The organism is Massilia soli (assembly GCF_016809835.1).
Classification (GTDB): domain Bacteria; phylum Pseudomonadota; class Gammaproteobacteria; order Burkholderiales; family Burkholderiaceae_D; genus Telluria_A; species Telluria_A soli.
The window spans coordinates 1-25,294 of the sequence record NZ_JAFBIL020000002.1 but is presented as its reverse complement, the minus strand read 5'-3'; the positions used below and the strand labels follow the sequence as shown (position 1 = coordinate 25,294).

Below are 25,294 nucleotides of genomic sequence, written 5' to 3'. Positions count from 1 at the left end.
TACTGCGATTTTCGCGAATGATGGAGAACCTTAGGGGCTTCACGATAGACCAGGGAAAGCGCAGTGTGCTCCAATTGAGGGGCAACATTTTTATTGAAAGTACGACGTGCAATGGCAAAAGTAATCAGTCAGTTTTTCGCAGACTTAGGGTATCCGTTCCGGAACATTCGGTGGTCGTGGGGAGCACGCAGCGGCGATGCCATCTTGCTACGTACCTGGGATGACGAATATGCATTCAAAGAGAAGAAGTTAGGACTCCTGGATATGGTCGACGCGGACGAACGGACCGACTCGTTTGGGCTGGACGAGCGCATCGTCCAACTTAAGGCGCTTTGGGACGGCGGTGTCGCTGGTTACACCGTTATTGCGACGGCAAAGGACAAGAACGCACGACCGCGGGAAATCGTCGCATACCGCGACGATGGTGTGTTTGCGCTGTCCCGACTTGAGCGGAAGTCGAACGGGGATATCGTCGCTATTGTCGGCGAGTTAGTGCCCATCTCGGCCTTAGCAGAGCACGCCCGGTCTCACCGGACCGCGCCAGGCGATGGCGTGTTCCCGGTAGATGATGCGCATCGGTCAGGTCTGTCAACGGATTCGTACAAGGAAAAAATCCCTGCTATTCGTACATGGCTTGTCGAGGTTTGCCACGCTCGGGGGATGGTGACCTACTCGGATGTCATGAACCGGTTTGCTCTTACGTTCTACCCCCTGCGCAACGCGATGAGCCGTCTCGGCCATGATTGCAAGGACGCCGGCGAACCCATTATCACGGCGCTTATAGTTGACAAGGAGACCCGCCGCTGCTCCCAAGGGCTCTTCGACGAGTTTCACATTGACGATGATGAATTGGAGCGGGAGCGCTGCTACGCGCACTGGAGGCAGGAGGGAACGGCTGCTTCACCTGGTCCGGCTTCCTCGGCGCCGGCCGAAGAGCCAATCAAGACCAGCGATGACTTTGAACAGCGTGCGGCACGCTTCAGGCAGGTGCAGACGCGACCAGACCAAGGGCTGTTCCGTGACGAGGTATTTCGAGCTTGTGGCGGTCAATGTGTCGTCAGTGGATGCGCCGTGCCGGAGGCCTTGGAAGCAGCTCACCTGTTTGGCCGCGATTGGCGCGAGGGGCACAACACCGGGACCGACGGCATTCTGCTACGCCGGGACCTGCACAGCTTGTACGACCGCGGACTGCTAAAAATTAGCGATGCCGGTCAGGTTGCTCTATCGGGCGACACGTGCGATTACTATGGAGAGTTTCACGGCAAATCAGTCACCACCCGCTTGGGTTAGGAGAATTCGGTGACCGCTTCCGCTACCAAAACGCGCTCACAACGCCGCCCGCGCTATCTCAATCCGTTTGAGGGCCGCAAAAAGCCTATAAATCTGAGCGGCCTGTTTCTGTTTGACCCCGAGGTATTAATGCGACTTCGAGGTCAATCCGTGCGTACTACTTTCATCGAGATTGGGGAAGAGTCACTTTTCAAGGGCTTGGAGCGCGCTGGCCGAACGGGCCAGGTCACGAAGGCTTTGCGAGGCCGGTTCTTGGACCTCTTGCCGCCGGCAACTGCCGAAGCCTTGGCAGCAGCATTTGATTCACCCGATTCGCCTACAAACGCTTTTGCACAGATGGGGATGTGGGAAGCTCACCTCCTTGGGGCGCTGCGCGACGATAACGGACAGCCCGTCGAGTGGCCGGCATCGGCGCAGTTCCTCTGTGACGTAGAACGCGCCAGCCGTCAGGCGACGATGCTTTTTGACGAGGGACAGTTCCAAGCTGCTGCGCAATACCTCGCCGGCCATTCGCTCCTGCGGCGCTTCATGTCACCAGCGTCGCTGCACGGCCTAGCTCAACCCCTCCATCCAAACGACCGACTAGCGTTACGGACTGGCGCCGCGTTGGAAGTTTGGCTAAGCTTGCTCGCACTTTGGGATATCGAGGCGGGGGCGGACGATGTCGACGGTGACCACTCCTTCATCGAGCAGCTACTGCCCCCGGACGATAACACCGCCAAGAACACCGTCGCGCAGCTATTTGACTGGCTTTTGAAATCCGCAAAGGTAGCAACACCGGCGGCGCTGATGAAAGACCCGCGACTAAAAGCGTTCGGCGTCCAAGTTGGAACGCTCGGCGCCTGGAGCCGCGGAAAAAATTTCCCAAGCGCGAGTTATGGGACCGCCATCGCCAAGGCACTACTCAGCGCCGAGGACGCTGTCACCTTTAGGAGGCTAAGCGCCGCCGCCCGCCAGCTCAACTTCCTGGGCTACGTTGCACAGCACATCAAAAATGTCGTGGGAACGCTGGAGGGCGCCAAGGCCGAACAGGCCAAACATCTCGGCCTCGGTATGCCGTTTGGCCACGATAACATTGAGGCGTGGATGCGTTGTCGATACCCGGTTTGGCTGCAATTCCACCGAGCCAATCTCGCAGGACTGGCGCAGGCAAGTTCGGCGGCGACCGGACCATGACCAGCCTTTAGCGCACTGGACAGAGCTGACAGTTTACTCGTCGTCGTCCTGGTCCTGGCCTTGATAGCGCTCATTGTTGGGATTCAACTGGTCCGAGCGATTGTCTTGGCTGTCATCATAGGCGTCATTGTTGGGGTTCATGCTGTCGCTGCGGTCATCATTTGAGGTGCGGCCCATAATTATCTCCTAGTGGAGTCGGCGAAATTGCCGACAAACCCAGTGTATTAGGTAGCAAGAAAAATTGTAATACGACGGTTTGGAAAACATGTATTGACGGCGCCGTCAGCGAGTGGCGCGGCCGCATAGCAGAAGGACTGTTTCCCTTACTGCGCGCCCTCACCTACCATCCACTGGGAACTGGCCACCCAAATGGAGCATCATCTGCAGGCGGTGATGGTCGCACAGACGTGGGAGATGCATGCAGAACGGGATAGGGGCGCCTATCAACGTACGTCACCCAACCATCAACTTCCCCGGCGTCGACCACCAGGTTCGCATCTATGAGCGGCTGCCGCTCTCGAGTCAGCGGTCGACCGGCCCGCGATGGCCGCCAAAAATACTTTAAAGAGAAAATTCCGGACAATGGCTACATCTTACAAATGGCAGTTCGCTCCCCGCTTCCGTCGTAACGCATTCGGGTGGAAATCGGCCACGCCCATCAAGCGCATCAAAGAAGCCCTCACTGAAATGAAAGCGGTGGCCAAGATGGAGCCCGTGTTGGCTGCCGAGGGCGCCTTGCTATTCCTTGAGAAGCTGGCGCCGGCGATTGAGCAGGTCGACAGTTCCTCGGGCGGCATCGGGAGCGCTGTGAACCGTGCCATTGAGACCGTCGTCCCAATCATTGCGAAGGCCGACGTCAGCCGAGCGGTTCGCGAGAAATGGCTGGACCGATTGTGGGACGCTCTCCAGTACCTCGGGGAGTTTTGGGGCGACCTCTGTGCGACGCCGGAGATTGCGGCACAGTGGGCCGACTACATGTCGCCCAAGTTGACGACAATGTGGGACCACTGCGCTCGTAGCAGAGAGTATTGATACTACAAGGGAACGACCGCATGTCTGAGCGCCTTGTATTCAGCTGGGAGGCACGAAGAGTTGCTCGCATTGATTGCGAAGTCGGAGTACCGGCACAAGTCGTGGCATAACAGGGTGTGGGGCGCCAAGGCATTGGCCACAGCCGGCAAGCCCGCGGAGGCCATCGCCTATGCCGAGGACTCGAAAGGCCTGAACGCGCCACTGGCGGCCATTGCGGCATTCTGTGAAGGTGTTCTGCTGGACTCTGGGTTTGCGGATGAAGCATACGCGCGCTACGCGGTTGCGGCGACGTATGCGACGACAAACTTGGCGACATTTAAGGCTATCGTGAAGAAGTACCCGGGTAGGCCAAGGGAGACCATTCTGCGTGACTTGGTTGCGAGCCAGCCTGGTCAGGAGGGGAAGTGGTTTGCGGCGGCCAAAGATAGCGAGCTGTTCGAGCTGGCCATCGAGTTGGCGAATCGGAGTCCGTCAGACCCGCGAACGTTGACACGAGCTGCACGGGACTTTGCTGTTGAACGGCCGGAATTTGCGCAGGCTGCTGGCATGGTTGCACTGCGCGGCATCGCCAATGGATGGGGTTACGACATTACCGACATCGACGTGCTGGACGCGTACGCGGCTGTGATGGCGGCGGCCAGCACTGCGGGAGTGGATGAGACTGTGGTCAAGGAGGATGTGCGGGAGCTGATTGCTGCCAGCGGTGCCGGGGGCGAGTTTGTCCGGCGGGTGCTGGCTCGGCAGTTGACTGATTGATTTTTGGCGCGTTGCTGTTAGAAGAAGATTAGCAAGCGTACCGAAGCGGCGTAGAGCTGGCGCACGAAACATCTCAACAATATCACCACAACAACAACGCTGGCAATCCCACGAGAATAAGTGGCACCGTTCTGTAGGTTGAAAACGCAGCCATCTCCAGCCAGTGTACAAGCGCGTCGCTCCCAAACAATGATTGTTCAAGCCATTAGTCGCCCAGGATGCTGTCATCTTCAAGAACCTATTTCAGACGCAGCGCTTGCTTCCAGACTGGCGCCTGCCACTCCCAAGCATGAACCGATTCAAATATCTTAGGAAGCAACATGCGTCCAATCTCGACGCTCGCGCACAACGGCGTCGCTGGTAGGATGTGCAACAAGCGAACCCCAGCGGCATTGAGGGCATTTAAGAACGCGTTGAATTGCCGGCGGAACTCGAGCACGTGCGCCTCTGTTCGAATGATTCCTCTATTGGGCGCCTCAGCACGGAATTCCAGGACCGGCATCTGGAGGTCGGGCGGCGTAGCCAGTCCTGAAATATTGACTACAACCGCGACTTCTCGAGGGAGCTTGTCGGGAACGTCAAATTTGTACTTCGGTGCTGGACATTCCGGCCGAACATCCCACAGCCACCGTTCGACCGGCAAGTCGAGCACCGATGCCTCTATTTTGTCACCCAGAAGCGCCCCCAACTTCATGAGCATCGGAATCGGCGCAAATGCCGCAATCGTCAGGTGTGTTGGGCCGTTCTTCTCTGTCAGTGCCGGGCGAATACGCTGCTCAAAAATGGTCTGCAGCGCCGCTTCAGCGCGCGGCCAAAAATCATCGGCGCTGTCGAGGATGTCGAAGTCTACGCGGTCGACGTGGATGTGCGGGCTCCTGGGAGCGCGCGTGAATCGGCTATTCTCGAGCATCGCATAGTTCACCTGGCGTACATCAAATATCGGCAAATGGGTTCCGACGGGGAACGACATCAATATCGGCAGGCTGTCCATCACCCCAGTGGCACTGTATATCAGCTCGATGCGCGCCTCGTGCTCACGTTTCATGGCGAGTAACTGCGCCGCAGTGTATTCGCTGTTTTTCCCGTTGCGGTCCACGCGTGCGTGACAGTCATAACAAGCGAGCATCAGATTATTCGCATCGTCAGCAAGCTTTTCTGAAAGCCCCACCACGCCGCGAGCCCCGGCCGGGCTGTCGGCAACAATGTGGGCCAGTTCGCCGATTTTTGCCGCTCGTTTCGTCAGGAAATCACGGGACACGGGCTTATTGCAGCCCCGAAATTGACATCTTCCTGCAGCGGCAATCCAAAGAGCATGCCTTGTCGCAGGTGGGATTGCAGCTCGGGCTTGGGTCCTAGCCATTCTTTTCCTCTTCTTTCAATTCGAAAAACGCTCCGTTGGTGGTCATCGCCCACACGCGAATTCGCTCTATGCCAACTATGGGGAAGAACAGCATGTCCCCGTAAAATGTATCTTTCGACAGCGCTTGCTTCCAGTCCTGACGGTCGACCCCACTAGGTGTTGGGTCTCGTTCCGGGTGGGTGTGCCAGAGGCCCAAGTACGCGAGCGTGCTTGCCTCTTCGGACCATCGTCCCTGGGCGATTACCCCGTGCTTCTTAGAGCGGAAAAAGCTGAATCGGCTACGGCGGTCGGACTTCTGCGGAGTCGTCACCTCATCGACCACTATGTCGTCCGTGTCTATAAGATGGCGACCCAAGAGGGCGCCGCCGGCCTCTGCCTGCCACCACGAGTGCTGGCGAAACGCAAGCATCTGTTGGACAGCCTCTTCCACGAAGATGAGGCGCTGATTACTTGATACGCGGAAGACAAATTTCATTTGGTAGCTCTACATGTCTTGCAGGGCCTGCCGAATGCCCGCTTCGATTGCGCGTCGCTCGGCACGGTCGTTCGTGCCGCATCCCACCATGGTGTGGTTTGCAGATTCTGTTCGGCAGCCGCTTTGCCTTCGCCAGCCCAATAGCGGTATGAAGGACCCGTCGTGCCAGAGAGCGCGGAGAGGATATGTTCCGCGGCCATCAGCGCGGTACGCCGGGACTGCAGTGCGCCGTACGGCACGAACACGCTCCCGCAACCGGTAATCGTCTTGGAGACCGGCTGGTTGGGGGCAAGGAATGCGATGCGGGACTGAAGGCTCGGAACACCTTCGTCGTCGCGATAGAGACAGTGGAGACAACCTTCACCCTGCGTCCATGTCAGTACAGAGTGCCCGCCCAGGTCAAGGGGTTCCAGCCACGTGAAGAGCATCGGCAACTGCTTACTTTTCTTCCGCAGTGCGCGGGAGAAGGCCTGTTCAAGTGTTGGCAGCCCGAGCGCAAAGACGACTGCATCTACATCGGAAAGGTCCGCGCCGCGGAGCCAGTCCTGTCCGTTGGTAGCGTGCCGCGTGACTTTGAGGCCAGGGTAGTGTGTCTCGAGCTGAAACTTAAGACCGAATACTTTTGAAGTATCAATCCAGAACGGGTCGAGGATATGTCGAAACACGTTATCTTCAGAGTACTCGTCGTAGTCGACAAGCGTAAGTCGACCCACGCCTGTCGCCGCAAGTGCGTCGGCAATAACGGCGCCAATGGCCCCGCACCCGATGACGACGACATGCTTTGAGAACATCGCCGCGGATGCACCTCCCCGTTCGCGCATATAAGCAGCTGTGAGGCGTCGCATCGTCAGGGGCTTGACGGGCGCGTTAAGGTCGACGTCGCCATTTCGTGTCCCGAATTCGATGCCGACCACGGAAACGCCGCCAGCCGCGCGTGGGACGGATATCAGCAGCACCGCTCGTTTAGGATGATTCTTGTTGGACGACGGCCGAACAAGTCGGGCCCAGAGCTCAAGTTGGGAGGTGGACATCTTGTCGCGCACGGCCGCCACGAACGCAGCGGTGAGCTTTTCAGGATGCGCAGGCGGAGGAACCAACTCCTCCATATGGACGTATAACGCGCTTTGAGCAGCAGCCCCCTTCACATCGAACGACTTATGCGGCTCGGCGTCGCGCTCCGTAAAAAACCACTGAGGTCTCTTGTTCTGAAGCTTGTGATAGTACGTGACTAGCCGGTCCTTCCCATCGGCGTCAATGGCACCTGATGTCCCAATCGAGTCCGGCAGCCCGCCCCAGTAGCCCTCCACCTCGTTGAAGAACTCAGCATCACTCCCGACCTTGTCCGCAGCCCACTTTTCCAGCAAGTCGAAGGCAGCGAGAAATGTGTAAGCGACGATGTCGGCTGGCCTGTCGGGGTCGAGCGAGAGGCCTTGGTTGTCACTGACACACACAGTACCGTAGTAGCCCACATGAGGATGCAAGCTTCCCGTCGGCTGCAATCGCACACGCGGCAGCCGCGTGAGTGACTCGCTCAGGCATTCGATTTTAACGTCCCAACGCTGAGAAGCACCATCAACAACCACATGAACGTACTTCTCAGGCGTGACCTCCAGGACTTCTACCTGGAGGCCCCGGTCGAGACTGGCTTGCCGGACTGCTTCGACACAAGCATTGACTAACGCTTCGTTTGCGCTATCTGCGCCCATCAGGCCGAGTTACCTGTGCTAATCACAGGCGATACCACGGCGCGCGCAGTGGCGGCCTTTTCGGGCACGGTGAAATCGTCACCAAATTGCTTGTTGAGCACCTTGCAGGCAACCTCTGGCAGGTCCTCGTAAAGGGCCTCTTGGAGCGCATCGCGAAGGACCTCAAACTTGGCCTTCACTGTGCTCATCTGCCCTTCCGTCATCCACCCCATGAGGTCGCTGTACGGGATAACAGGCAGCGTCACCGCAAGGCGCAGCTGATTACTTCCGTTCACGCTTGCCCATTGAAACTCGCCAAGGATTGCATTGACCCAGTTCACCAAGGCTTGAAGGTCGCCAGCTTTCCCGGACATCTCAAAATACGGCTTGAACCATTTCTGTGCAGCGACCGTGAGCGCAATGCTCAGGGGGGCGCCGGAAGAAAATTGGACTTGACGCCACCGTTTGAGGTACCGAATACAGCGGCGGTATTGCGCCAGGTCGTAGGTGTTGGTAAACGCGGTGCAAATAACCTCGGTGAGCTTTTTCGGGTCCGACAGCTCCCAAACGCGCTTATTTGCCTCCGAGTTCTCTTTGCCTTTCGCGATATCGAGATAACCGTCATCACGCTTGGCGTACACTGCCAGGTCAACGTGATAGGCAATCTCGTCACCGCGCATGTAGTTCACGGTGACACATGGCCGGCGTATATTTACGCTACGGCCATGGGTGTCTAACGCATCGCGAATCTTCTTTTTGAGCGCGACAGGGTCAGGATATTTGTCTTTTTTGCAATCAAAGACAAGGCCGACGTCGATATCGTAGTTCCCGTCCAAGGGGACTACGCCGGTGTGCATGGAATAGCTACCTTGATGGAAGTTGTCGTACTTCGGTACGTCATCGGGAAGATTCGCGTCGAGAACCCGCAGAATTGTGTCGCGCTTCTCGCGCAATTTTGCTTTTTCGTCGTCGTCGTCAAGTTTGATTTTTGAATGAAAATCGTCGAAGTGTTTTTGGACTGCGGGCATTGGAAATCCTTAATTAAGAGTCGAAACTCGCCGCTGCACTCCTCTGCAGCCTGGCGTTAGGTAGCTTGCAGACAACTATTAGCACTCTCATGTGTTGAGTGCTAACTCAACGATAACATACCTTCGACTAGATATGGGTGGCCGGGCAGATGCTGCGGGCCTATAGGTAAGTCGCCAATTCAAAGCTCGTCAAACAGCGCCCATCAGTTCAAGACGAAGGTACATTTTTTCGACGCACAGCGTGAGACTGGGGCGCACTACTGTATGCCTAAACAGTATCACGTTTTGCTCTCTGAACTTTTATTTCACTTTCCCCAAGGATAAGCATGCGGGGGAGCTGAGGCGAATGGGGGCGGCGCGACAAGCCCGAATCGCGGGCAGACTTGGTGCTAATTAACCAAGAGCCCGGCCACCGGACGCATAGCGCCCTCGACATCGCCAACCTCACTCGCGGTGCCAACCACGAATGCTTGAGCCAACGCGCCAAGACCGCCTACTCTCCGCGAAAAGAGACTGAGACACCGAGGCGGTTCAAGGTGTTCAAGTGGCTTGGCGCAGGCCAGGAGCCCCCCGGCGTTCTAAATGCGAAACGCCTTGCCTCCAGCGGTCGATGGCGGTGCGTCCCGCAGTGATGGAAAATCAGAACCGAACAGCGGCGCTAGCGAGGCCGCCGAATCGGAAATCTCGACGTCGCCAAAGCACTTTTCGAGCGTGAGTTCAAGACTCTTCAATTGCTCTTTGAGCGCAAGCATTTGCGGGTCCGTCAATCTCTTCATGAGGTCGCTCTTGGCGATGCCAGGGAGGCGTACGGCGAGCCGGCTAAAGTTCCAGTCATTTCCGAAATTACTGCGCATTTTGTTTACGAGAAAGTGCAGCGCTTCGACGTCTACGTACACTCCGTCCCCAGTTCGCTTCGGTTCAAACCAACAGGCTGCTGCCAATGTGAGCGCGATACTAAATGGCGCGCCCGTACAGAAATTTTCGTCACGCCATCGCTTGAGATATCGAATACATCGACGGAATTGAGCTTGGTCTTCACCGGCAAACTTTGCAAGCACGTATTGAGTTAGCTCGCGCGGCGCTGACCACTCCCATTCACGATGTTGAGGCTCCGAAAACTCTCGCCCCCTTGCGAGTCGCAATCGACCGTCTGCCTGCCTAAGGTATAAAGCAAGGTCGACGTGGTAGTCCGGAACGCCCTTTCTTATGTACTCGACTGTCACGCACGCTCGTCGAATCTTCACGGTGCGATTGTTCGCCACTAACGCGTCGCGAACTAAGCACTTCAAGGTCACCGGGTCTGGAAAGCGTTCGCACGGGCAGTCGAAGATGAGTCCAACGTCGATATCATAGTTCCCATCTTTTGGGACCACACCAGTTCGCATCGCATAGCTGCCTTGGTCGAACGCCTCAAATGACAGCGATTGGGTGGCTAGTTTCCTCTTCAAAGTCGAAAGGATAACCTCACGCTTCTCGCGCAGTTTGCGACGCTCATCATTTTCGTCGAGCTTAATAGCATCATGGAAGCGTTCGAATAATCCCTGCAGTTCAGCGCTAATCCTCGGTCTTTGACGGGAAAACGCCCAAATGAAGGCACCTACCAGAACTGCGCTGATTGCCCGCTCGACGCTCATTTTCTCATCCAGTAACCGTTGAAGAGCTACGGAGAAACAGCCAATCGAAAAGGCGACTAAAAAAACTGTGAACCAAACTCATCATTTGGAAGTTCCTATCACTCTACATTTGCGATGAACGCACCGCGACGCGCTGCCAAGCTACCGTCTTTAACGATGAAGCATTCCACGGTATGCGCGCCCGAGTATGCATTGCCCTCTTTTCACAGGGCCCAACCTCTACCGCTAACTCTCGTCATTGATAGGTCAGCGGCGGCTGAACCGAACGACATAATTGTCGTCATCAAGCTCGACAACTTCGCCAACCAGGTCCTCTCGCGCTGCAAAATCTTTCTTTACCCTGCTAGCATCCTCCCCGGACTCCACGTGGTCGATATTCTCCGTTTGCACAACCACGAGCCTCACCGGCGAATGGCGTTCAAAAGCATCGGAAATATTCACGCGAAACTCATTGTTTCCCGGCCCCGCCCACCGTGACAGCTTTCCAAAATACTCGGCCGACCCATTGTCCCCCTTGCGATAATGGTGAGCCCAGAGACTGAGTACCAGTTCGCCGGCAGGATTCCACGCGGAGACCGACCAATTCACGTTCTTCAGTCGCGCTCCGTACTTCGCAAACGCCTCAGAAATCCCTTTGGTTGCCATACGCTATTCCACTCCCAGTGCTTTGAACACCGCATCAACCGGGTCGGAGTAGAAGCTTGTTTGAAACTTGGCGAACAATTCACCTGGAACCGTTGCGATGTCCGTCACACTCGACATTGGGAGCAGAATCCGTTTGGCGCCGGCATCGAACGCGACCTGCATGCACTCAGCCAGGTTGCGCACCTGCACGATGGTGCCGCCCAGACTCATGTCGCCCATGACGGCCAACTGGGACTGCACTGGCTTGACCAGCGCCGCAGAGCACAGGGCAATGAAGCTTGCTAGAGTCAGTGCCTGTGGTGCGCCGCTATTCTGCAACTCGACGAGGTGGGTGTGAAAGTCACGTTCGCCCGGCTTGATGGACGCGCTGACGCGGGATGAGTTGGCTTTGAAATAGTCGAACGCCACCCTTACCGCTTCACGCGGCGCCACTCCTGATACGTTCGCTTTGCCCGTGCCGGGAATAGATTGAATCTCCAGTCGGTAGATGCCAGGCATCTCGGATGAGCCCATGCTGATGGTGTGCAAAGTGCCGGGGTTCAAGCGTCCTTCAGGGACTAACGCACCGCCAGACTGTTCCGGCACGGTCACGAAACGTTCAACGCCATCCTCCAAGTCGATATAGCTGAAATGGACGTCATAGAACTCCATGCCGCCAATTTTTTTGAGCTGCTCTTTGATGCGGCGACGAGCCTCCAGCGCATATTCCAAGCACTTGCGCACTGAGTCCTTGGTGTATTCGCCGTTAGGGCACACCAATTTGAGCAGGCCTGACGTCGTGCGCCGCACCGCGATGGTGTCGCGTTGATTCAGATTGTTGCCGAGCTTGAACCATTTGTCGATGGCGTCGGCAAAACTTTGCTTGCGCATCTCGCGCAGGTACTCTGCCAGGTAGTCGACAATCAGCCCATACTGGTTAGTGAAAAACTCCGGCCGCATCTTGGGGATTTCCCAGCCTGGCACGTAGGCGTGGAAGCGGTCAAAAAACGCCGAGTCAATCATCGCTTCCGGAAATGGCGCCAACAGGTGCGAGGTCTTGACCAATGACTCCACGCTCTGGTTGATGTTGCCAACGAAGACCATCGCAGCACTAGCGTTAATGGACTCGCGGCCTCGACTGAACGAGCCTGATGCCATGTAGTCCTTCATGATTTGCACGCCATCGTGGTCCTTGAAGTTGATGCCGGCCACTTCATCGAATGCCACCACGTCCCACAGCCCGACGAGGCCTACCTTGCGCGCGCCCATGTTGTAAAAGAGGTTTGCCACGGTTGTTTGGCCACCAGATACTAGGATGCTGTTCGGGCTGATTTCCTTGTAGATGTGGCTCTTGCCTGTGCCGCGTGGGCCGAGCTCACAAAAGTTATAGTTGTTCTCTACCAGTGGCACCATGCGCGCCAGCAGGTGCCACTTGACGCGCTCCTTAAAGTGGCTGGGCTCCATGCCGGTCGAGCGAATCAAGGCATCAACCCACTGCTCATCCGTAAACGACTTGCGCGCTTCGAACAGCGCCGCCATATCCATGTTGGGCATCTGGATAGGCTTAAGCTCCGTCACAGTAAAGGGTGACCCCTTCTGGTCCTCTTCATAGAAGTACTTCAGTGTGACGATGCACCAGATGCCGCCGACGAGCAATTTTTCGAACTGGCGGACATAGCTACTGGAAATCTCGGCGTTTTTCACTCCCAAGTTGGAAAGCAGCGCCTCGTACACGTCCCGCTTTTCGTTGAGCTTGACGGTGACCTTGTCGATGACCTTGTACGTGCCGCTCTCGCGCACCTTGGACTTGACCTTCTCCGCCTCGTCCGCGCGTACGTAGTTTTCCGTGAGGATGCGCTTGACGTTGACCAAACCGCTCTGGATGACGGCCTCGTCATTGCTTGCGCAGTACATTCCCAACAGGTACTCCAACACATACACCGGAACGTTCGCCCCCTCTTTAATCAGCTTCGTCAGGTCTTTGCGTACGACCTTTCCAGCAAAATGGGTGTTGAGCAGAGTGTCCAGGCTGGTATCCGGCAGCTCATTGGCCAGTGTTGCGGCGGGTGTCGGAGTTTGCGTCATTTCGATTTTCAAAAGTCGTTACCAAAGGCTAAGTCTACCTTGACGGGAAGGCGCAGCACTTCCACGTTACTTACCGCATCACGCATCACCAGGTCATAGTACTTGTGCGGGTCATGCGCGCCTGCCAGCACAGTCAACAAAACTGAGCGTTTGCGCTCATCGAGCAACTGTGAAGTGCTGTCAAAAGTGATGGATTGCAGGTTGCTGATGGGCTTGTCGTTATCCGAGCCATCACGCAGCGAGACCACGACGGAACGGGCCAGCACCCGGTCCGTAACCGCGTCGGTCTGGATGAACTCGAAGCGCTGGGTGTTGGTCACCACCTTGTTCACCGCACCCAATAGGCTAACGCTCACGTATTTTGTCTTTGCATTTTCTGCATCGCTTACCCGTACTGTGATGACCGGCACCACAATCTCTTGCGGCATAGCGCTGCCATGAACGAAGCGTGCCCCACCGGCAAAGTGGAACCGGCTGGCGCCTTTGGGCACCCAGAAATCCACGCTGCCTTCCAATGTAGTGCCGGCCGTCACCTCAGTATTGCCAGACCAGGCTTTCGCGGTGGCTCCCAAATCACGGCCAATCAGGTAGCGTTTCTTGGCTTTCAATGTTCCCGCAGGCTTGTCGTCCAGCGTGGACTTGTCCGATTCACCCAGCGCCGATTCCTGGTACATGAATCCATGGTCCGCCGTGACCAGCACTGCGGACCCATTGAGACCATTGATGATGAAACCGAGCAGGTTGGCAAGTTCCTGCACCGTTTGCGCCGCCGCTTCAAACGTCTTGGTCTCCGACGCCTGCTTGTCGCCAGTCATGTCGATGCGGTCGTGATAGATGTAAATGAGCTGCTGGTCGCGCACCAGTTCCCGCCCCTTTTCCTTACCTAGTCCCATTAGGTCTTCAGCCTTAATCGCGATACCGCCAAAGGCTTTCAGATGCTCGTGGCGCTGGTCGAGGGTTGCCACGGAGTGACCATCGGCCAACACATCCAGATTTGCACTCTCCTTATACGCCAGCGACTTGTGCGGCAGCAGCGCGGCCATGCCCAGCGCGGTATAGCTCGGCAACACGCCCAGCATGCCGTTCAGCGACGCCTTGAAGCGGCTCTTGCTGTTAGTGTGCTGCACCAGCTCCTGCGCCACCTCGTACCGGAACGCATCCGAAATCACCACGAACACCCGTTTTACCCCACCTTCAAACAGCGGCAGCACTTTGCGCTCATAGAACGCCTGTTGTGGCGTCACCTCGGGCAGCTTCCAGTGCTTGAGCAAGCCCTGCGGCCCCTCCACCACTTTGGACCAGGCAGTGCTCAAGTGCGGTATGAACCAGCCGGAGTACACTCCTTCAATCGTCTCGCGCAACTCGTGCAGCACGGCCCAGCCGGTGGGTTCGACAGCATCAGCCGCCGTGTGAAAATGCCGGTACAACTGGTCAAAGCGGAAGAGCTCATCGCGGTATTGTGCAAATGCGGTCCCCGCGTCAGCAAAACTGAAGCCCGCGGCATGGCTCGATTTCAGACTGAAAAAATCGGCTGCAGCGGTCAAGGCGTCGTAGCAAGCAGCCAGCGCCCGGGTGCGTTCGTTGGCACTGGCCAGCAAGGGGTTCGCCCAATGCCCGTCGCGGCGGCGCGCCATCAGCGCGCGCACGACATCCATGTTGGCGCCTCCACCGGCCACAATGCGTTTTTTAAGCTCTTGCACCATCCGCAATTCGACATCTTCAAACGTCATGCATTCCACCAATTGCTCGGCGGACTGGCCCGACAACAAGCTCACCAGGTCAAGTTCGTTGGCCACGGCCTGCGCCAGCGCGTTGTAATTGGCAAACTGCGCGATATCCGAGCGCCAACGCCCCACAAACACCGACGCATTCGCGGCCAGAGTACGGTCAGGGAGCACGAAGTGCGCCAATTGAGGTGGTGCATCACCCTGCAGGCTCCGGCAGAAATCCGTCACCAGAATGCGCAACAGCAAGTCGCGCAGGCTTGGGTTGGCCGCAAGATAGCCTAGTTGTAATTGCACCAATTCCCAAAATGCGGGCGTCAAATCGTTGGCAGCGATGTCTTGCCAAGCTTTGGGCGTGGCCGACAAGTCCGCCACGCCATCCACCACCACGCCTCCGTAAAGACGCTGCAATATGGAAAACAACTCGGGTTGGTCGGCGCGGGTCAGCACCGCCAGCATCTTGCGGTCCAGGTCCGGCGCGCCGTCGGCCGGCAGAACCATTCGCTTGAGACGGTCCACCCTGTCTTTGGCGCGCAGGAATTTGGCGCGCTCTTTCAGGTGCTGCCGCAGTCCTTGCGTTGTCAGACCCAAGTCTTCCAGCAGAATGGAGGTGGAGTCCGCCCGGAACGACTTGCTGCGCATGCGCACATCGAGCAGCCAGTCCTTGGTCGGTTCCGGCTCGGGCTTGACGCTGTAAATCAGCCAGCGCTGTTCTGGGGCGCCCTCCATGTCGAGCTTCACCCGCAGCACCGGCGCATCGTCCAGGCGCACCAATTGCACGCCCTCAAGCTGCAGGGTATCTACCGCGGAGGCAAATTCGCCGTCCACGTCATGCCAAAATACCACCGAGTGGGTGGCGAACAAGGTGGTCAAACTATCAAACAGGCGTTGTTGACTCATTGGTAAGCGCCTTCTCGAACACCTTCACAGTGCTTAAAATTAGTCATCACTACCGCCTGTAACCGCCTTCACCTCTGCCAGCAAATCCCCAAACTTGCCATAGTTGACTTTAACACCGTCGTCTAGGTCGAGCGTGATGCGCGTGTCTGCGTAGTGGCGCAGCTGTTCATCGTAGGCGAGCAGTTCGACATGTTTCTTTTTGAGCTTTTCAACTTCCTTGGAAAGTTTGTTGCGGGCAGCGGTGCTGGAGGCTACTGCCGCGTCTTTCTCCAGCATGTCGATGCGAGACTGGATTTTTCCGGTGAGCGGAACGACATACTCGGCGCGCATGCGCGATAAAGTGCCCTCGTGGTATCGGTGCAGATAGACAAGGGCCTGGAACGCACCTTGTTTGCCGCTGCTGAAGAGCCAGTAGATGGGACGCTTCTTGTAGGTTTGCAGGTGGTCCTTGTAAAACTTGTCGGCCAGGTAGCGGCGGATGGTTTCATCGGGAGTTTCGCCAGCCTTTGCGCCCAGGCTTTCCGCCAGCCAAGCCATGTTCTCAGCTAACGTGTCGACGCCCCACACTACGAGCAAAAATTCGCGGATGCGGCTGGCGGCTTCGTCCTCAAACCAGAGCTCGTCGGTTAGCGGCACGATGCCGTCAGCGTCTGCGGGGAAGAAGGTGTAACGGCTGGCATCGAAGCCGACGTTCCCTGCTTTGGCATAAATCAGACCAGGCGCGTCTAAGCTATAGCGCCCCATCATGCAGCCGATGGAGTAGGAAATTAGTCGCTGGCAGTCTTTTGCGCGGTCAGCGCGGTTCAAAGAAATTCTTGACTCAGCCACCTCCGGTTCAATTTCATCGCGCAGATTAAAAGCATCAATCAAAACAGTATTAATTTTATGCTCGTAATCTTTCATTTTTTGAATGCGTCGTCCAGCCTCGCCGCTCCATTGCGCCCAAGCATCCGCTAAAGACGAACCACCCAATAGATTGAAATGTTGGAAGTCACGCGAAATTTCAAAGCTATCCCAATCAACTTTCGCCAAATTTATACAATTTTCAACCATCCCTGAAACATCGACATCTACGGATGGCAACTTTAATATACTGCCTGGATTAGCGTTAATTGTTGGACTCAATATTTCAAGCATCCAAGAAGATACATTGGAGTTACATATCCCTAGTCCATTTAGTAAATCAATATCATCATTGTCTTTTGGAAAAATCGAGGGCGCGCCTGAACTGTAATGAGCGTCGGCATTCTTTAACCTAAAACTATTTGCCGCCGTTGTAATTGCTGACCAAGTTATTGCCTGTCGATTCCAATAAGAAGGCTGAGTAATTCCTCCATTGGATAAATAAAAATTACGAGCTTCATCAGACCAGTCAATTACATTTATTAAATTTCCGTACCATTTTCTAAAATCGCCACCCTTTTCATAAGGCAGCCATTTCTCACTTGAAAAATCTATTTCCCAAAAAAAACGCACATACAATTCGTCATTATGGGTCTTACACCGGCCGCCCGATTCAAACTTTTCAGACAACGGGCTCTGAGAAAATAATGCTCGATACGATGATTTATAGGCAATAAGGCTGCCAGGTATTTGGTTGAAGTCCTCCTGACAAACAACGAAAGACATCGATTCATCGCGACTCAAATAGGCCTTCGATTTATCTTCGGATTCTCGGGCATTACTCAAATTGATGTAATTTCCCACATAAGATTCGATATGCGAATTCCCAATAGTAAAACAACAAGCTTGCGCAATTTTCGAGTTCATTTCAGGGAAGCTATTAATACCAATTTGAACAAGAGAATAAATTTGCTTTTCTCTTAGTAAGCGACTGCGCATTGCTTCAAGGGACGATAAAAACATCCACCCTTGCATGGTTACCATACTATTAATACCGTTCGGTTTGCACCACCAAAACCCTCGCTCCAAAAACATGGCAAATAAATCTGATTTACTTCTAGGAAATTTATCTTTAGCGAAATCTTTTAAAGTCGAATTCATCCCCTTAGTACCTAAGTACGGCGGATTCGCAACCACTGCATCGTATTCCATTGCAAGGATTTGGGCCTGTGCCAACAAAGGCAACAATTCCTGTGCGGCTGCCTTTGCGTACAGGTCACCACTATTTGAAACCCTCTGCAAATATTCAGCGAATCGACTTAGTTGTGCACCTAAATCCGGAGGAACTCGAATGAGAGCGCCCAGTGTCTTGGCATTGGCAAAAATATTTACTAAAGTTGAAACTACTGAAATCGTGGCATCTGCAGGTTCACTATTTTTTTCTCCAGCAATAATATCGCCCAAACTACGTTGTGGAAGGGAAGCAGGAAACAGGTCGCCTTCACTCAATCCTCGAACTGTAGTATCCCGAACATGCTCTGAAGAACTCGCTTCCTTGACTGCTTGCAAGGTGCGGACAAGCTCCGTGGAATCTAGTCCTGCACTCTCTTTAATGGACATCACATGCAGACTCAGAGGCTCTTTGAAGAGATGACGGTCATCAGCCCGGGCTTTCATCATCAACGCGAAGCCAGCCATTTGCGCGGCACGGTCATCAATATCTAGTCCGTACAGATTCTTTTCCAGAATGAGCCGCGGTATCGTACGCGGTTGATAACCGCGTTCTAAGTATATAGATTTAAATACTCTATATGCTTCCACCAGGATGTGTCCGGAACCACACGCCGGGTCAAGCATAGTGATAGTTTCAGGATTTAAGCTACCGCCGTCGTACTTCACCCTACTTTGGACAAGAGCGTCAAGCCGGACCTGCACCTCAGAACTTTGGCCTACAGGGGTAATGTAATATGGCCACTCGTGCCTTAAGCTACTCGCCGGGTTAGCCATCTGCCATAACCGACCTACACTATTTTGCACCAAGTATTGGACTATCCAATTCGGAGTAAACAACTGTGTCTTTGCCGGTATTTCGTGCGCCGCGGCCGGGCTGCCTGCCTTTATTTTTCTGTCGATGCGTTCTTTTTCTTCCGCTATGTAAAATTGGTACAGCCATCCGATAATTTCGACCTCTTTCCAGTCTTCTTCAGGAATGCTGGCGACAAGCTTTGCAATGACGGAGTCCGTACGCAACAGGTTGTCAGGCAGCAGCAACTCGGTTTCGTCATCGATGTGCTCAAACAGAAACGGCATGACATTGCTAAGCGCATTGCACTGGGCGACCAAAAGTAGGCGATACAACTCTCCGTCGCGGTTTCCAGCCAACTTCATCTCAACGACTAATTCAGGCTTCAGCCCCGGCAATCCACCATTGCCAGCGCTATCTTGAGTTAAGTCTTGGGCGTGGGTCAGGATGTCTGGCAGAGTACCTTCCAAACTGGAAAGCGCGCGGTAGCCATGGCCTAGATAGTCGTGTAACTCCATATAGCGCAGCGCCGCAATTCGGTTAAACCAAGTATAAGCCACAGCTTCCATTGTCTGGGCAAAGCCGTCCTTCCTGATTCGTGCGATAAGTTGCTGCCGTTGGCCATGGACTTTTACAGGCCAAGCCTGGCCTGCGATAACAGTGACTCCTCCTTGGGGTTGACTGGCAGCCACGTCCGGCTTGCCCATTTTTTCTGACAGGCCGAGCAAATTGGCGCGTGCAGTGACAGCGGCAATGAAGTCTTTGCGGGCTTGCGGGGCGTAGGACTTGAGTTTGGCTTTATTCATGAGTCAAAAAAGGTTTTCAGCCCCCGCGCATGGTCGCGGGCAGCTATTGAATAGAATCGGATGAGGACAGTGGTGGTCTCTCGATTACGTTACTGAATTCTGGCTATTTGACCGGCTCGCACTGCGGCCAGCAGTGCGTCTTTCAGTTCGGCTACATAGGTATCCACGTCGGCTTCGGTTTCCAGATAAGTCTTGCTGGAGAGTTCGGCAGCGCGGATGACGCGGGTGGTCTTGGCGACGGGCGCTGGCACATTGGGCTCTCCGGTTTGTAGCGGCTTGGTCGTATCACCCGGCGTGGCAACGTGCAGTGGGACTTTGGCGACAGCCACTTCAATCAGGTTGATGGCATCGTCCATGGCGTCGCCGCCCGCTCCCTGCAGCAACAGGATTTGCGCAATGCTGGTCTGACTAGCAAGGCGGGTTTTCAAGTCCTGCAGTGGGCGAAGCGCCTTGTTGCTCAGGTCCGGGGTGGTAGCGGCTGAGGCACTGAGCTTGGCCTGCACTTCGGCCAACTTTGCTTCGATGGACAGTAAAGCTCGCTCACGTTTATCTTGCGCCAGTTGCTCATTGATGGCGGTGACGGAGGCAAGTAGCGGCTCGATGCGGTTGACTTGGCCGTAGGGCTTGGGGTTGTCACGAATTTGGGCCAAGTCAACCAGGGCGACGGCGGCTTGAGGCACTTTGGTCAATGCTTCACGATTGCTTTCAAATCCGCTCAGGCCCTCTAGCAGCTTGCGCCAGGCGGTAATCTGGGTCTTGTAGAAGTTGACCAGGTCATGAATATCGTCCGCAGCATCGAGCCACTCGCTCTTGGCCGCCAACAGGGCTTCGATAAACGCAAAGCTGTCACGCGTACTGAGTTGTTGGGCGATACGGGTGAGCGCGGCGTCAATGTCAGACTTGCCAGGGTGGTGTGGCGTAGCGGCGGTGTGAGCGTAGCTCTTGAGCTCGCCTTGCCAATCCGTTAGGCGCGTCCGGAAGTCAGCAACCAGGCTGTCCTCTTCTTCGCGACCCATTTTTTGAAACAGGTCCTTGTACAACTCGCGCGCGCGCTTGATTGCGGTGGCATCGGCAGTCTTGCGCTTGAGGATGGACACCTGTTTGAAACGAGCGGACTTGGTGAGCGGGTCGGCGGCAGATGCGGGGTCAAGGTCTGAGCCTTCGAGCATGAGCTTAATTTCGCCGGACATGAACAGCCGGGCGATAAGCAGCACAGTTTCCCACTCGGGCTTCCAACCCCATGGGATGCCGGCAAAGCGGTCCACCACATCTGACAGGAGTACCCGGTTCTGGCTAGCGGCGAGCTGCAGGTAGTCGCGCATTTCCTTGATGGCGAGAGCGTTGCCGGCGTCGCCGTCCAAGCCCAACGAATGCTGGCCCAAGTCGTCCGCATTGAGCACTGCCTTGATTTCGGCTATTGGGTCAACTTGGCGCACCTTCAGGTATGGCAGCTTGCTGTATGTGTTGGTGATGAGGTAATTGAGCAGCTCGTCGAGCACTTTGTCCGGGCTGGCGGTCTTGATTTGTACTGGCTGGCCCAGCGCGTAAAAATCGCCTGACGCGATTAGTTCGGAAAGCTGGTGTACCAGGCGCATACGGCGTTCACGGTTTTCATCCTTGCGGTCGGCCAGGATGCGCTTGAGCGACGGACTGGCCTGGTCGGCTTTGGGGCTGACAATGTATTTTTCGATTTGCAGGTATAGCGCCAATTCGATATCTAGGCGCTCCCCTTCCGGCAGGCGCACCAAGGCGCGGCCGTTGCCCTCACTGCTGCGCAAGATGCAGCGGGCTGGCTGGAGACGCTCATATTCATCACCCAGCGGGGTGAGTACTTCAAAGCTCAGGGCATGGCTGGCCTGGCGCCATGGCGCACCATCAAGCAGGCGGTTGAATTCGTAGTCGGCCTTGGTGTCGCGGTGGCGCACCTTGGTTTGGTCCTTGAAAATATCCTCAAAAATCAGCTTCGCCAGTTCGCGGGACTTTTCAGCAGCGGAGACCTCGACATGACCGATTTCGCGGGCGACATCACGTTCTTCGTTCGTCAGGAAGAACCACAGGTCACCGTTGCGGCTGACCAGTCGCTCCCGCTCCAGGCGCGCCAGACTTTCCTGAATCTTGCGCTTGAGAGCGAGTTTGTCCGCGTCAATCTGGTCGATGCACAGGGTGGCAAGGTTGTCGATGGTCGGCTTGACGATGTCGGGGATGTACCGGATGAGGAACATCGCCTTCAGCAGCAGACTGTCGTAAGGCTGCAAGCCGGGATTGTCCGGCGCCTGGTCTATCGAGCGCTTGGCAACGCCGTCGATGAAGCTCTCGATAGCGGGATAGAAGTCGTATAACGGAATGAGCACATCAATGTCCTGGCTCGCATTCCGCACGGCTGCGGACTGGAATGCATCGAGCAGCGAACGTTCGCCCCGTGACAAGTGCTTGCCGGTGGCGCCCACCTTGCGGATGGATTCGAAAATCTTTTGCAGCAGCGTGAACTGGTATGGCGCGAACGGGTAGCAGGTGACGAATTCAGCGGCGTCCTTGTAACCACGCAGGGTCACCGAGTTGCCCGAGAACCCAAGCTGATTGTTGATGACATCGCTCTTGCTGGCAAACGCATCGCGCAGCGCAACGTGGGCAGCCTCCGTCTTGGACAGCAGGCGCTCGCCGATGACTTCGTCGGTGTTGCTGCTGGCCAGCGATAAACGGGTGTGAAAGCGGGCTTGAATCTTGGAGAAGTCCTGGCCTTTGGACTTATTGTCCTCGCCAATGGCCGCGTCGATATCTTCCTGGCTGGTGACGATGACCCATGCGCGGCCCTTACACTGGGCACCGAGCTGCTCGGTGATTGTCTGGAGGTTGAGCATCAGTGGCGAACTGGCCCCGATGAACTGGCCCACTTCATCAACCAAAAATATGACCTTGTGGCTGGCCGGGCAAGTAGCCAGATATTCGTTGACGACCTTGGCAAACCCTTCAAGCGTGATGCGGAAGTCATCTCTTGCATTGTCGAACCATTTGCCCGCTGATTCAGGCGTCATTTTCAAGGCCTGGGCAAGTGCGGTCACGATGTCGTCGCGATAGAAGGCAACCGCATCACTCTCCAGCTCCCAGGCGCCACCGTTGGAGGCAGCAAAGGCGGCCTTGAAGGTCTCGAACGCCCCCTTGGCTATCAGGTGACGTTCCATGTCTGCGATGTGCGGCGTATCGCCCGACAAGCCGACCTTCTCATTGAACACACGCAAGAAGACCTGCAGGATGGCGTCGGGGTCTGACTTGTTCGCTTTGGCGTCGATGTTAAACAGGATGACGTCGGCCGTGCCCTGCACTGCTCGCTGAATGTCAGCGTGCAGCATGGCGTCCTTGATTTTTTGGTGGTCAAAGAACTCGGCAGCGTTGCGCGTCGCCCCAGTCTCGGGGTTTCTGGCTTCGATGTTTTCCAGCAAATAGGAAAGTATTTTGATGAAGTGCGACTTACCCGAGCCGAAGAAGCCGGACACCCAGACACCCATACGGTCGGTGATGGCGGCGTCATTGGGACGGTCCATGGCCGCCAAGTAAGCATCGAAGAACTTGCGCAGGTACTCGCTAATCTGCTTAGTGACAACGTACTCTTCCAGTTCTTGCCAGACGCTTGCGGCATCCATCTGGTCGGCTTTGATGACGCCGTTAATTGGACGGTCGATAGGTTTGAGGAAGAGTTCGCTGATTTTCATGTTGTTCTGGTTTCCTGATTGACTGGAGTGTGCTGCCTGAGCTGTCTTAACTGCCCGAACGGTTAGCTACGTGGTTTCTGGTACCAGGCGGAAGGCTCGGTAGTAGTGGTCTTCGGCCAGCGAGTTGAAAAGACGTAGCGAGTGCCCGTCGTATCGACCGGGGAAGAACATCAGCAGAGGCGTGTTACCCATGATGGGGTGCAGAGCAGACAGTAGCGTGTGCGTGCGGAGCATGGGGTACACGGAGCCGACACCGGTCAAAATCAATAAGTCGAGATTTGGAATGTCGTGCTCGGATGCGATTTTCTGTGCAATCTTGTCTTCTTTGAGTACCGAGCGCAGCGCGGCCAGCGTACTGTCGTCGCCGTTCCTGAGCTGCATGTCCATCGTCTTGCCGAGCAGCTTGCGCTCCTCAAGCAAGCCTGTCACGAGTTGAAGCAAGTCGATAGTTTCAGCGCGCAAGGCTGGCACCTGCTTTGCTATCGCTGGTAGCACGGTTCCATAGAGGAAGCTGCGCATGTCCAGCTCGCGGTCGGGCGGGTAGTCAAAAATCCAGAACCCGATTTCATTTCCCAGTCCTTTGCTGTCCAAGAAATCACGCGATGTCACGCGCGGCAGGATTTGGTTTAGGCGTTCGTCAAAGCTCAGAATCATCTTGTACGTTCCAGACAGTCAAGTACATACGCTTCATCGTGTGCGCTCAAGTAACGCCGCACATCGGGGTGTAGGGATTGGGGGGTCAACTTCATAGATTTCGAACTATCAATGTACTTCGCCTCGACCAAAATGCGCAGGATGACTTGAAGCATCTTGTCCTTCGTGGATTGAGGCCATCCGGCCAATGACGGGTCGTGATGTTCGCATTCAGCCAAGAAATCCTGCCAGTCGGACCGAGCCAGAGCGGGCTCGAGTCGTCGCTGCCGGTCCGCATAGACGCGGAGCATAAAGTCACCTAGAAGCAGGCTATGTTTGACGGCTGCAGCCATGAGCATCTGGATGACCACTTCGCTCTCGCGTTCGTTAATCATCTTCCAGCCTTCGGCATCCAACGTGGTCAACCGACGACGTAGAAGTCTGGCCTGTCGAGCTGCGGTGGCAGCGGTCCTCTTCTGCAGGATATTTTCTGTCTCGATGGCATGCATCCACGCCGCTTGGTCCGGCTCGGTCAGCAGCAGTTTTGCTATGCGTCGGCTCTCCATCGGCAGTAGAGCGCCAACGTAGATTTCTGCGTTATACCGCGTCATGCAGAAGCAATAGTTCGATGGTTGTGACGCGCTTCATAGCACCCTAAAATCAATGTTCGGAACCCGTCAGTCTAACTGAAGGCATTCCGCATGTGCAATGTCATCCATGTCATACACATGCTGAAATAGCAAAAAGAAGCGACGCTAAAACTTTAATTTTTTCACTGGCAAGCCTGGGCGAGGCGGCACACCAAATTTCGCGCTCCTTCTGCATTTCATTGTAGTTAAAGGAAGCGGTCATAACCGCATCTACCTAAACCTCCCTCAGTAGCATTTGGCCTGTGATTTTCGCACTTGTACCAAGAGGTATGTAACCGTGGATACGACGAAGGTGCTTTAGAAGATTGCGTTCGCTGATTCTTACTTGGCAATCCGGGCAGCGAAGGAGTTCAATTTGCGAGTGCTCCTCCTTGCTCACAGAATCTTCTACCCGTGTCGCCGGCGCCGCGAGTTTAACCGGTTGAGCTGCACTGACTACCTGCGGCACTGCACGCAGCAAAGGATTTCCAGTTGGGTGTTTTAGAAAATGCGAGTGCAGTTTTGTTCGCTTTAGCGGCAACGCAACAGCATTCAGAGCCTCCTTAGTGCTAAATAGCGAGCCTGTCCATATTGCCCACTCACCGTGTGGTGCATGGAAATCCAGAATTGAGACCAGAAAAACGCCCTTGTCCGCTGGCTTAACTCGAATGACCTCCGCCATCACGATTTCACGGCTCTTGAAGAAAAAACGATACCTCCGGCCGCCGCGCATGCCGTTCAGGCGATACACATCAGTTTCGCCAACTTCCATCTCGATGGAAGCCTCTGTGATGGGGAGCCAATCCCTAGGGAAGCGCTGATTAATTCAAACGCTTACGTTTCCATCGGCAGCCCGACCTGAGACAATACCGGCACTTTCACCG

Annotated in this window: 18 protein-coding genes and 1 pseudogene; 4 read left to right on the top strand and 15 right to left on the bottom strand. The window is 55.5% G+C overall.

Annotated features, from left to right (window positions below; translation table 11 throughout):
- The first annotated feature begins 111 nt into the window (after positions 1 to 111).
- Both I4X03_RS04495 and I4X03_RS04490 read left to right on the top strand, forming a co-directional pair.
- Positions 112 to 1,290, top strand: coding sequence for an HNH endonuclease (locus I4X03_RS04495; protein WP_223466358.1), 1,179 nt, complete (start codon positions 112 to 114; stop codon positions 1,288 to 1,290).
- 9 nt (positions 1,291 to 1,299) lie between these two features.
- On the top strand, positions 1,300 to 2,466 hold the full coding sequence (locus I4X03_RS04490; RefSeq protein WP_223466357.1) for a hypothetical protein: 1,167 nt from the start codon (positions 1,300 to 1,302) through the stop codon (positions 2,464 to 2,466).
- A 33-nt stretch (positions 2,467 to 2,499) separates the two neighbouring features.
- On the opposite strand, the gene I4X03_RS04485 is transcribed toward I4X03_RS04490, so the two are convergent.
- On the bottom strand, positions 2,500 to 2,643 hold the full coding sequence (locus I4X03_RS04485) for a hypothetical protein (RefSeq protein WP_223466356.1): 144 nt from the start codon (positions 2,641 to 2,643) through the stop codon (positions 2,500 to 2,502).
- Between the two features lie 366 nt (positions 2,644 to 3,009).
- Between I4X03_RS04485 and I4X03_RS23155 the strand changes: the two genes are divergently transcribed.
- A complete protein-coding gene (locus I4X03_RS23155; RefSeq protein ID WP_307735336.1) occupies positions 3,010 to 3,498 on the top strand; it encodes a hypothetical protein in 489 nt (162 codons plus the stop codon).
- Positions 3,499 to 3,558: 60 nt separating this feature from the next.
- The gene (locus I4X03_RS23150) at positions 3,559 to 4,254 is read left to right on the top strand and encodes a hypothetical protein (protein ID WP_307735335.1); all 696 of its coding nucleotides are present in this window, start codon (positions 3,559 to 3,561) and stop codon (positions 4,252 to 4,254) included.
- Between the two features lie 238 nt (positions 4,255 to 4,492).
- Here I4X03_RS23150 and I4X03_RS04475 read toward each other — a convergent pair whose 3' ends face one another.
- The 14 genes and pseudogenes from I4X03_RS04475 to I4X03_RS04410 form a co-directional block, all read right to left on the bottom strand.
- Positions 4,493 to 5,512 (bottom strand): SAVED domain-containing protein, encoded by a 1,020-nt coding sequence (locus I4X03_RS04475; RefSeq protein WP_223466354.1) that lies wholly within the window; start codon positions 5,510 to 5,512, stop codon positions 4,493 to 4,495.
- A 94-nt stretch (positions 5,513 to 5,606) separates the two neighbouring features.
- On the bottom strand, positions 5,607 to 6,089 hold the full coding sequence (locus tag I4X03_RS04470; protein ID WP_223466345.1) for a Mov34/MPN/PAD-1 family protein: 483 nt from the start codon (positions 6,087 to 6,089) through the stop codon (positions 5,607 to 5,609).
- Positions 6,086 to 7,795 (bottom strand): ThiF family adenylyltransferase, encoded by a 1,710-nt coding sequence (locus I4X03_RS04465; protein ID WP_223466343.1) that lies wholly within the window; start codon positions 7,793 to 7,795, stop codon positions 6,086 to 6,088. The genes I4X03_RS04470 and I4X03_RS04465 overlap by 4 nt, the downstream gene beginning before the upstream one ends.
- A complete protein-coding gene (locus tag I4X03_RS04460; RefSeq protein WP_223466329.1) occupies positions 7,795 to 8,802 on the bottom strand; it encodes a nucleotidyltransferase domain-containing protein in 1,008 nt (335 codons plus the stop codon). Before I4X03_RS04460 ends, I4X03_RS04465 begins: the two co-directional genes overlap by 1 nt.
- A gap of 578 nt (positions 8,803 to 9,380) precedes the next feature.
- On the bottom strand, positions 9,381 to 10,436 hold the full coding sequence (locus I4X03_RS04455) for a cyclic GMP-AMP synthase DncV-like nucleotidyltransferase (protein ID WP_223466326.1): 1,056 nt from the start codon (positions 10,434 to 10,436) through the stop codon (positions 9,381 to 9,383).
- A gap of 98 nt (positions 10,437 to 10,534) precedes the next feature.
- Positions 10,535 to 10,624, bottom strand: a pseudogene (locus I4X03_RS23270) (hypothetical protein); the annotation flags it as partial.
- A gap of 58 nt (positions 10,625 to 10,682) precedes the next feature.
- On the bottom strand, positions 10,683 to 11,081 hold the full coding sequence (locus I4X03_RS04445) for a hypothetical protein (protein WP_223466324.1): 399 nt from the start codon (positions 11,079 to 11,081) through the stop codon (positions 10,683 to 10,685).
- Positions 11,082 to 11,084: 3 nt separating this feature from the next.
- Complete coding sequence (brxL, locus tag I4X03_RS04440) at positions 11,085 to 13,145, bottom strand: protease Lon-related BREX system protein BrxL (RefSeq protein WP_223466322.1); 2,061 nt, start codon at positions 13,143 to 13,145, stop codon at positions 11,085 to 11,087.
- Between the two features lie 8 nt (positions 13,146 to 13,153).
- Positions 13,154 to 15,769 (bottom strand): BREX-1 system phosphatase PglZ type A, encoded by a 2,616-nt coding sequence (gene pglZ, locus I4X03_RS04435; protein WP_223466320.1) that lies wholly within the window; start codon positions 15,767 to 15,769, stop codon positions 13,154 to 13,156.
- A gap of 39 nt (positions 15,770 to 15,808) precedes the next feature.
- Positions 15,809 to 19,441, bottom strand: coding sequence for a BREX-1 system adenine-specific DNA-methyltransferase PglX (gene pglX, locus I4X03_RS04430; protein ID WP_223466310.1), 3,633 nt, complete (start codon positions 19,439 to 19,441; stop codon positions 15,809 to 15,811).
- An 89-nt stretch (positions 19,442 to 19,530) separates the two neighbouring features.
- Positions 19,531 to 23,148, bottom strand: coding sequence for a BREX system P-loop protein BrxC (gene brxC, locus I4X03_RS04425; protein WP_223466304.1), 3,618 nt, complete (start codon positions 23,146 to 23,148; stop codon positions 19,531 to 19,533).
- Between the two features lie 66 nt (positions 23,149 to 23,214).
- Positions 23,215 to 23,802 carry a DUF1788 domain-containing protein gene (locus I4X03_RS04420; protein ID WP_223466298.1) on the bottom strand — a complete coding sequence of 196 codons (588 nt, stop codon included), beginning with the start codon at positions 23,800 to 23,802 and terminating at the stop codon, positions 23,215 to 23,217.
- Positions 23,799 to 24,392 (bottom strand): DUF1819 family protein, encoded by a 594-nt coding sequence (locus tag I4X03_RS04415; RefSeq protein ID WP_223466296.1) that lies wholly within the window; start codon positions 24,390 to 24,392, stop codon positions 23,799 to 23,801. The genes I4X03_RS04420 and I4X03_RS04415 overlap by 4 nt, the downstream gene beginning before the upstream one ends.
- 253 nt (positions 24,393 to 24,645) lie before the next feature.
- On the bottom strand, positions 24,646 to 25,182 hold the full coding sequence (locus tag I4X03_RS04410; RefSeq protein WP_223466294.1) for a hypothetical protein: 537 nt from the start codon (positions 25,180 to 25,182) through the stop codon (positions 24,646 to 24,648).
- Positions 25,183 to 25,294: the final 112 nt, after the last annotated feature.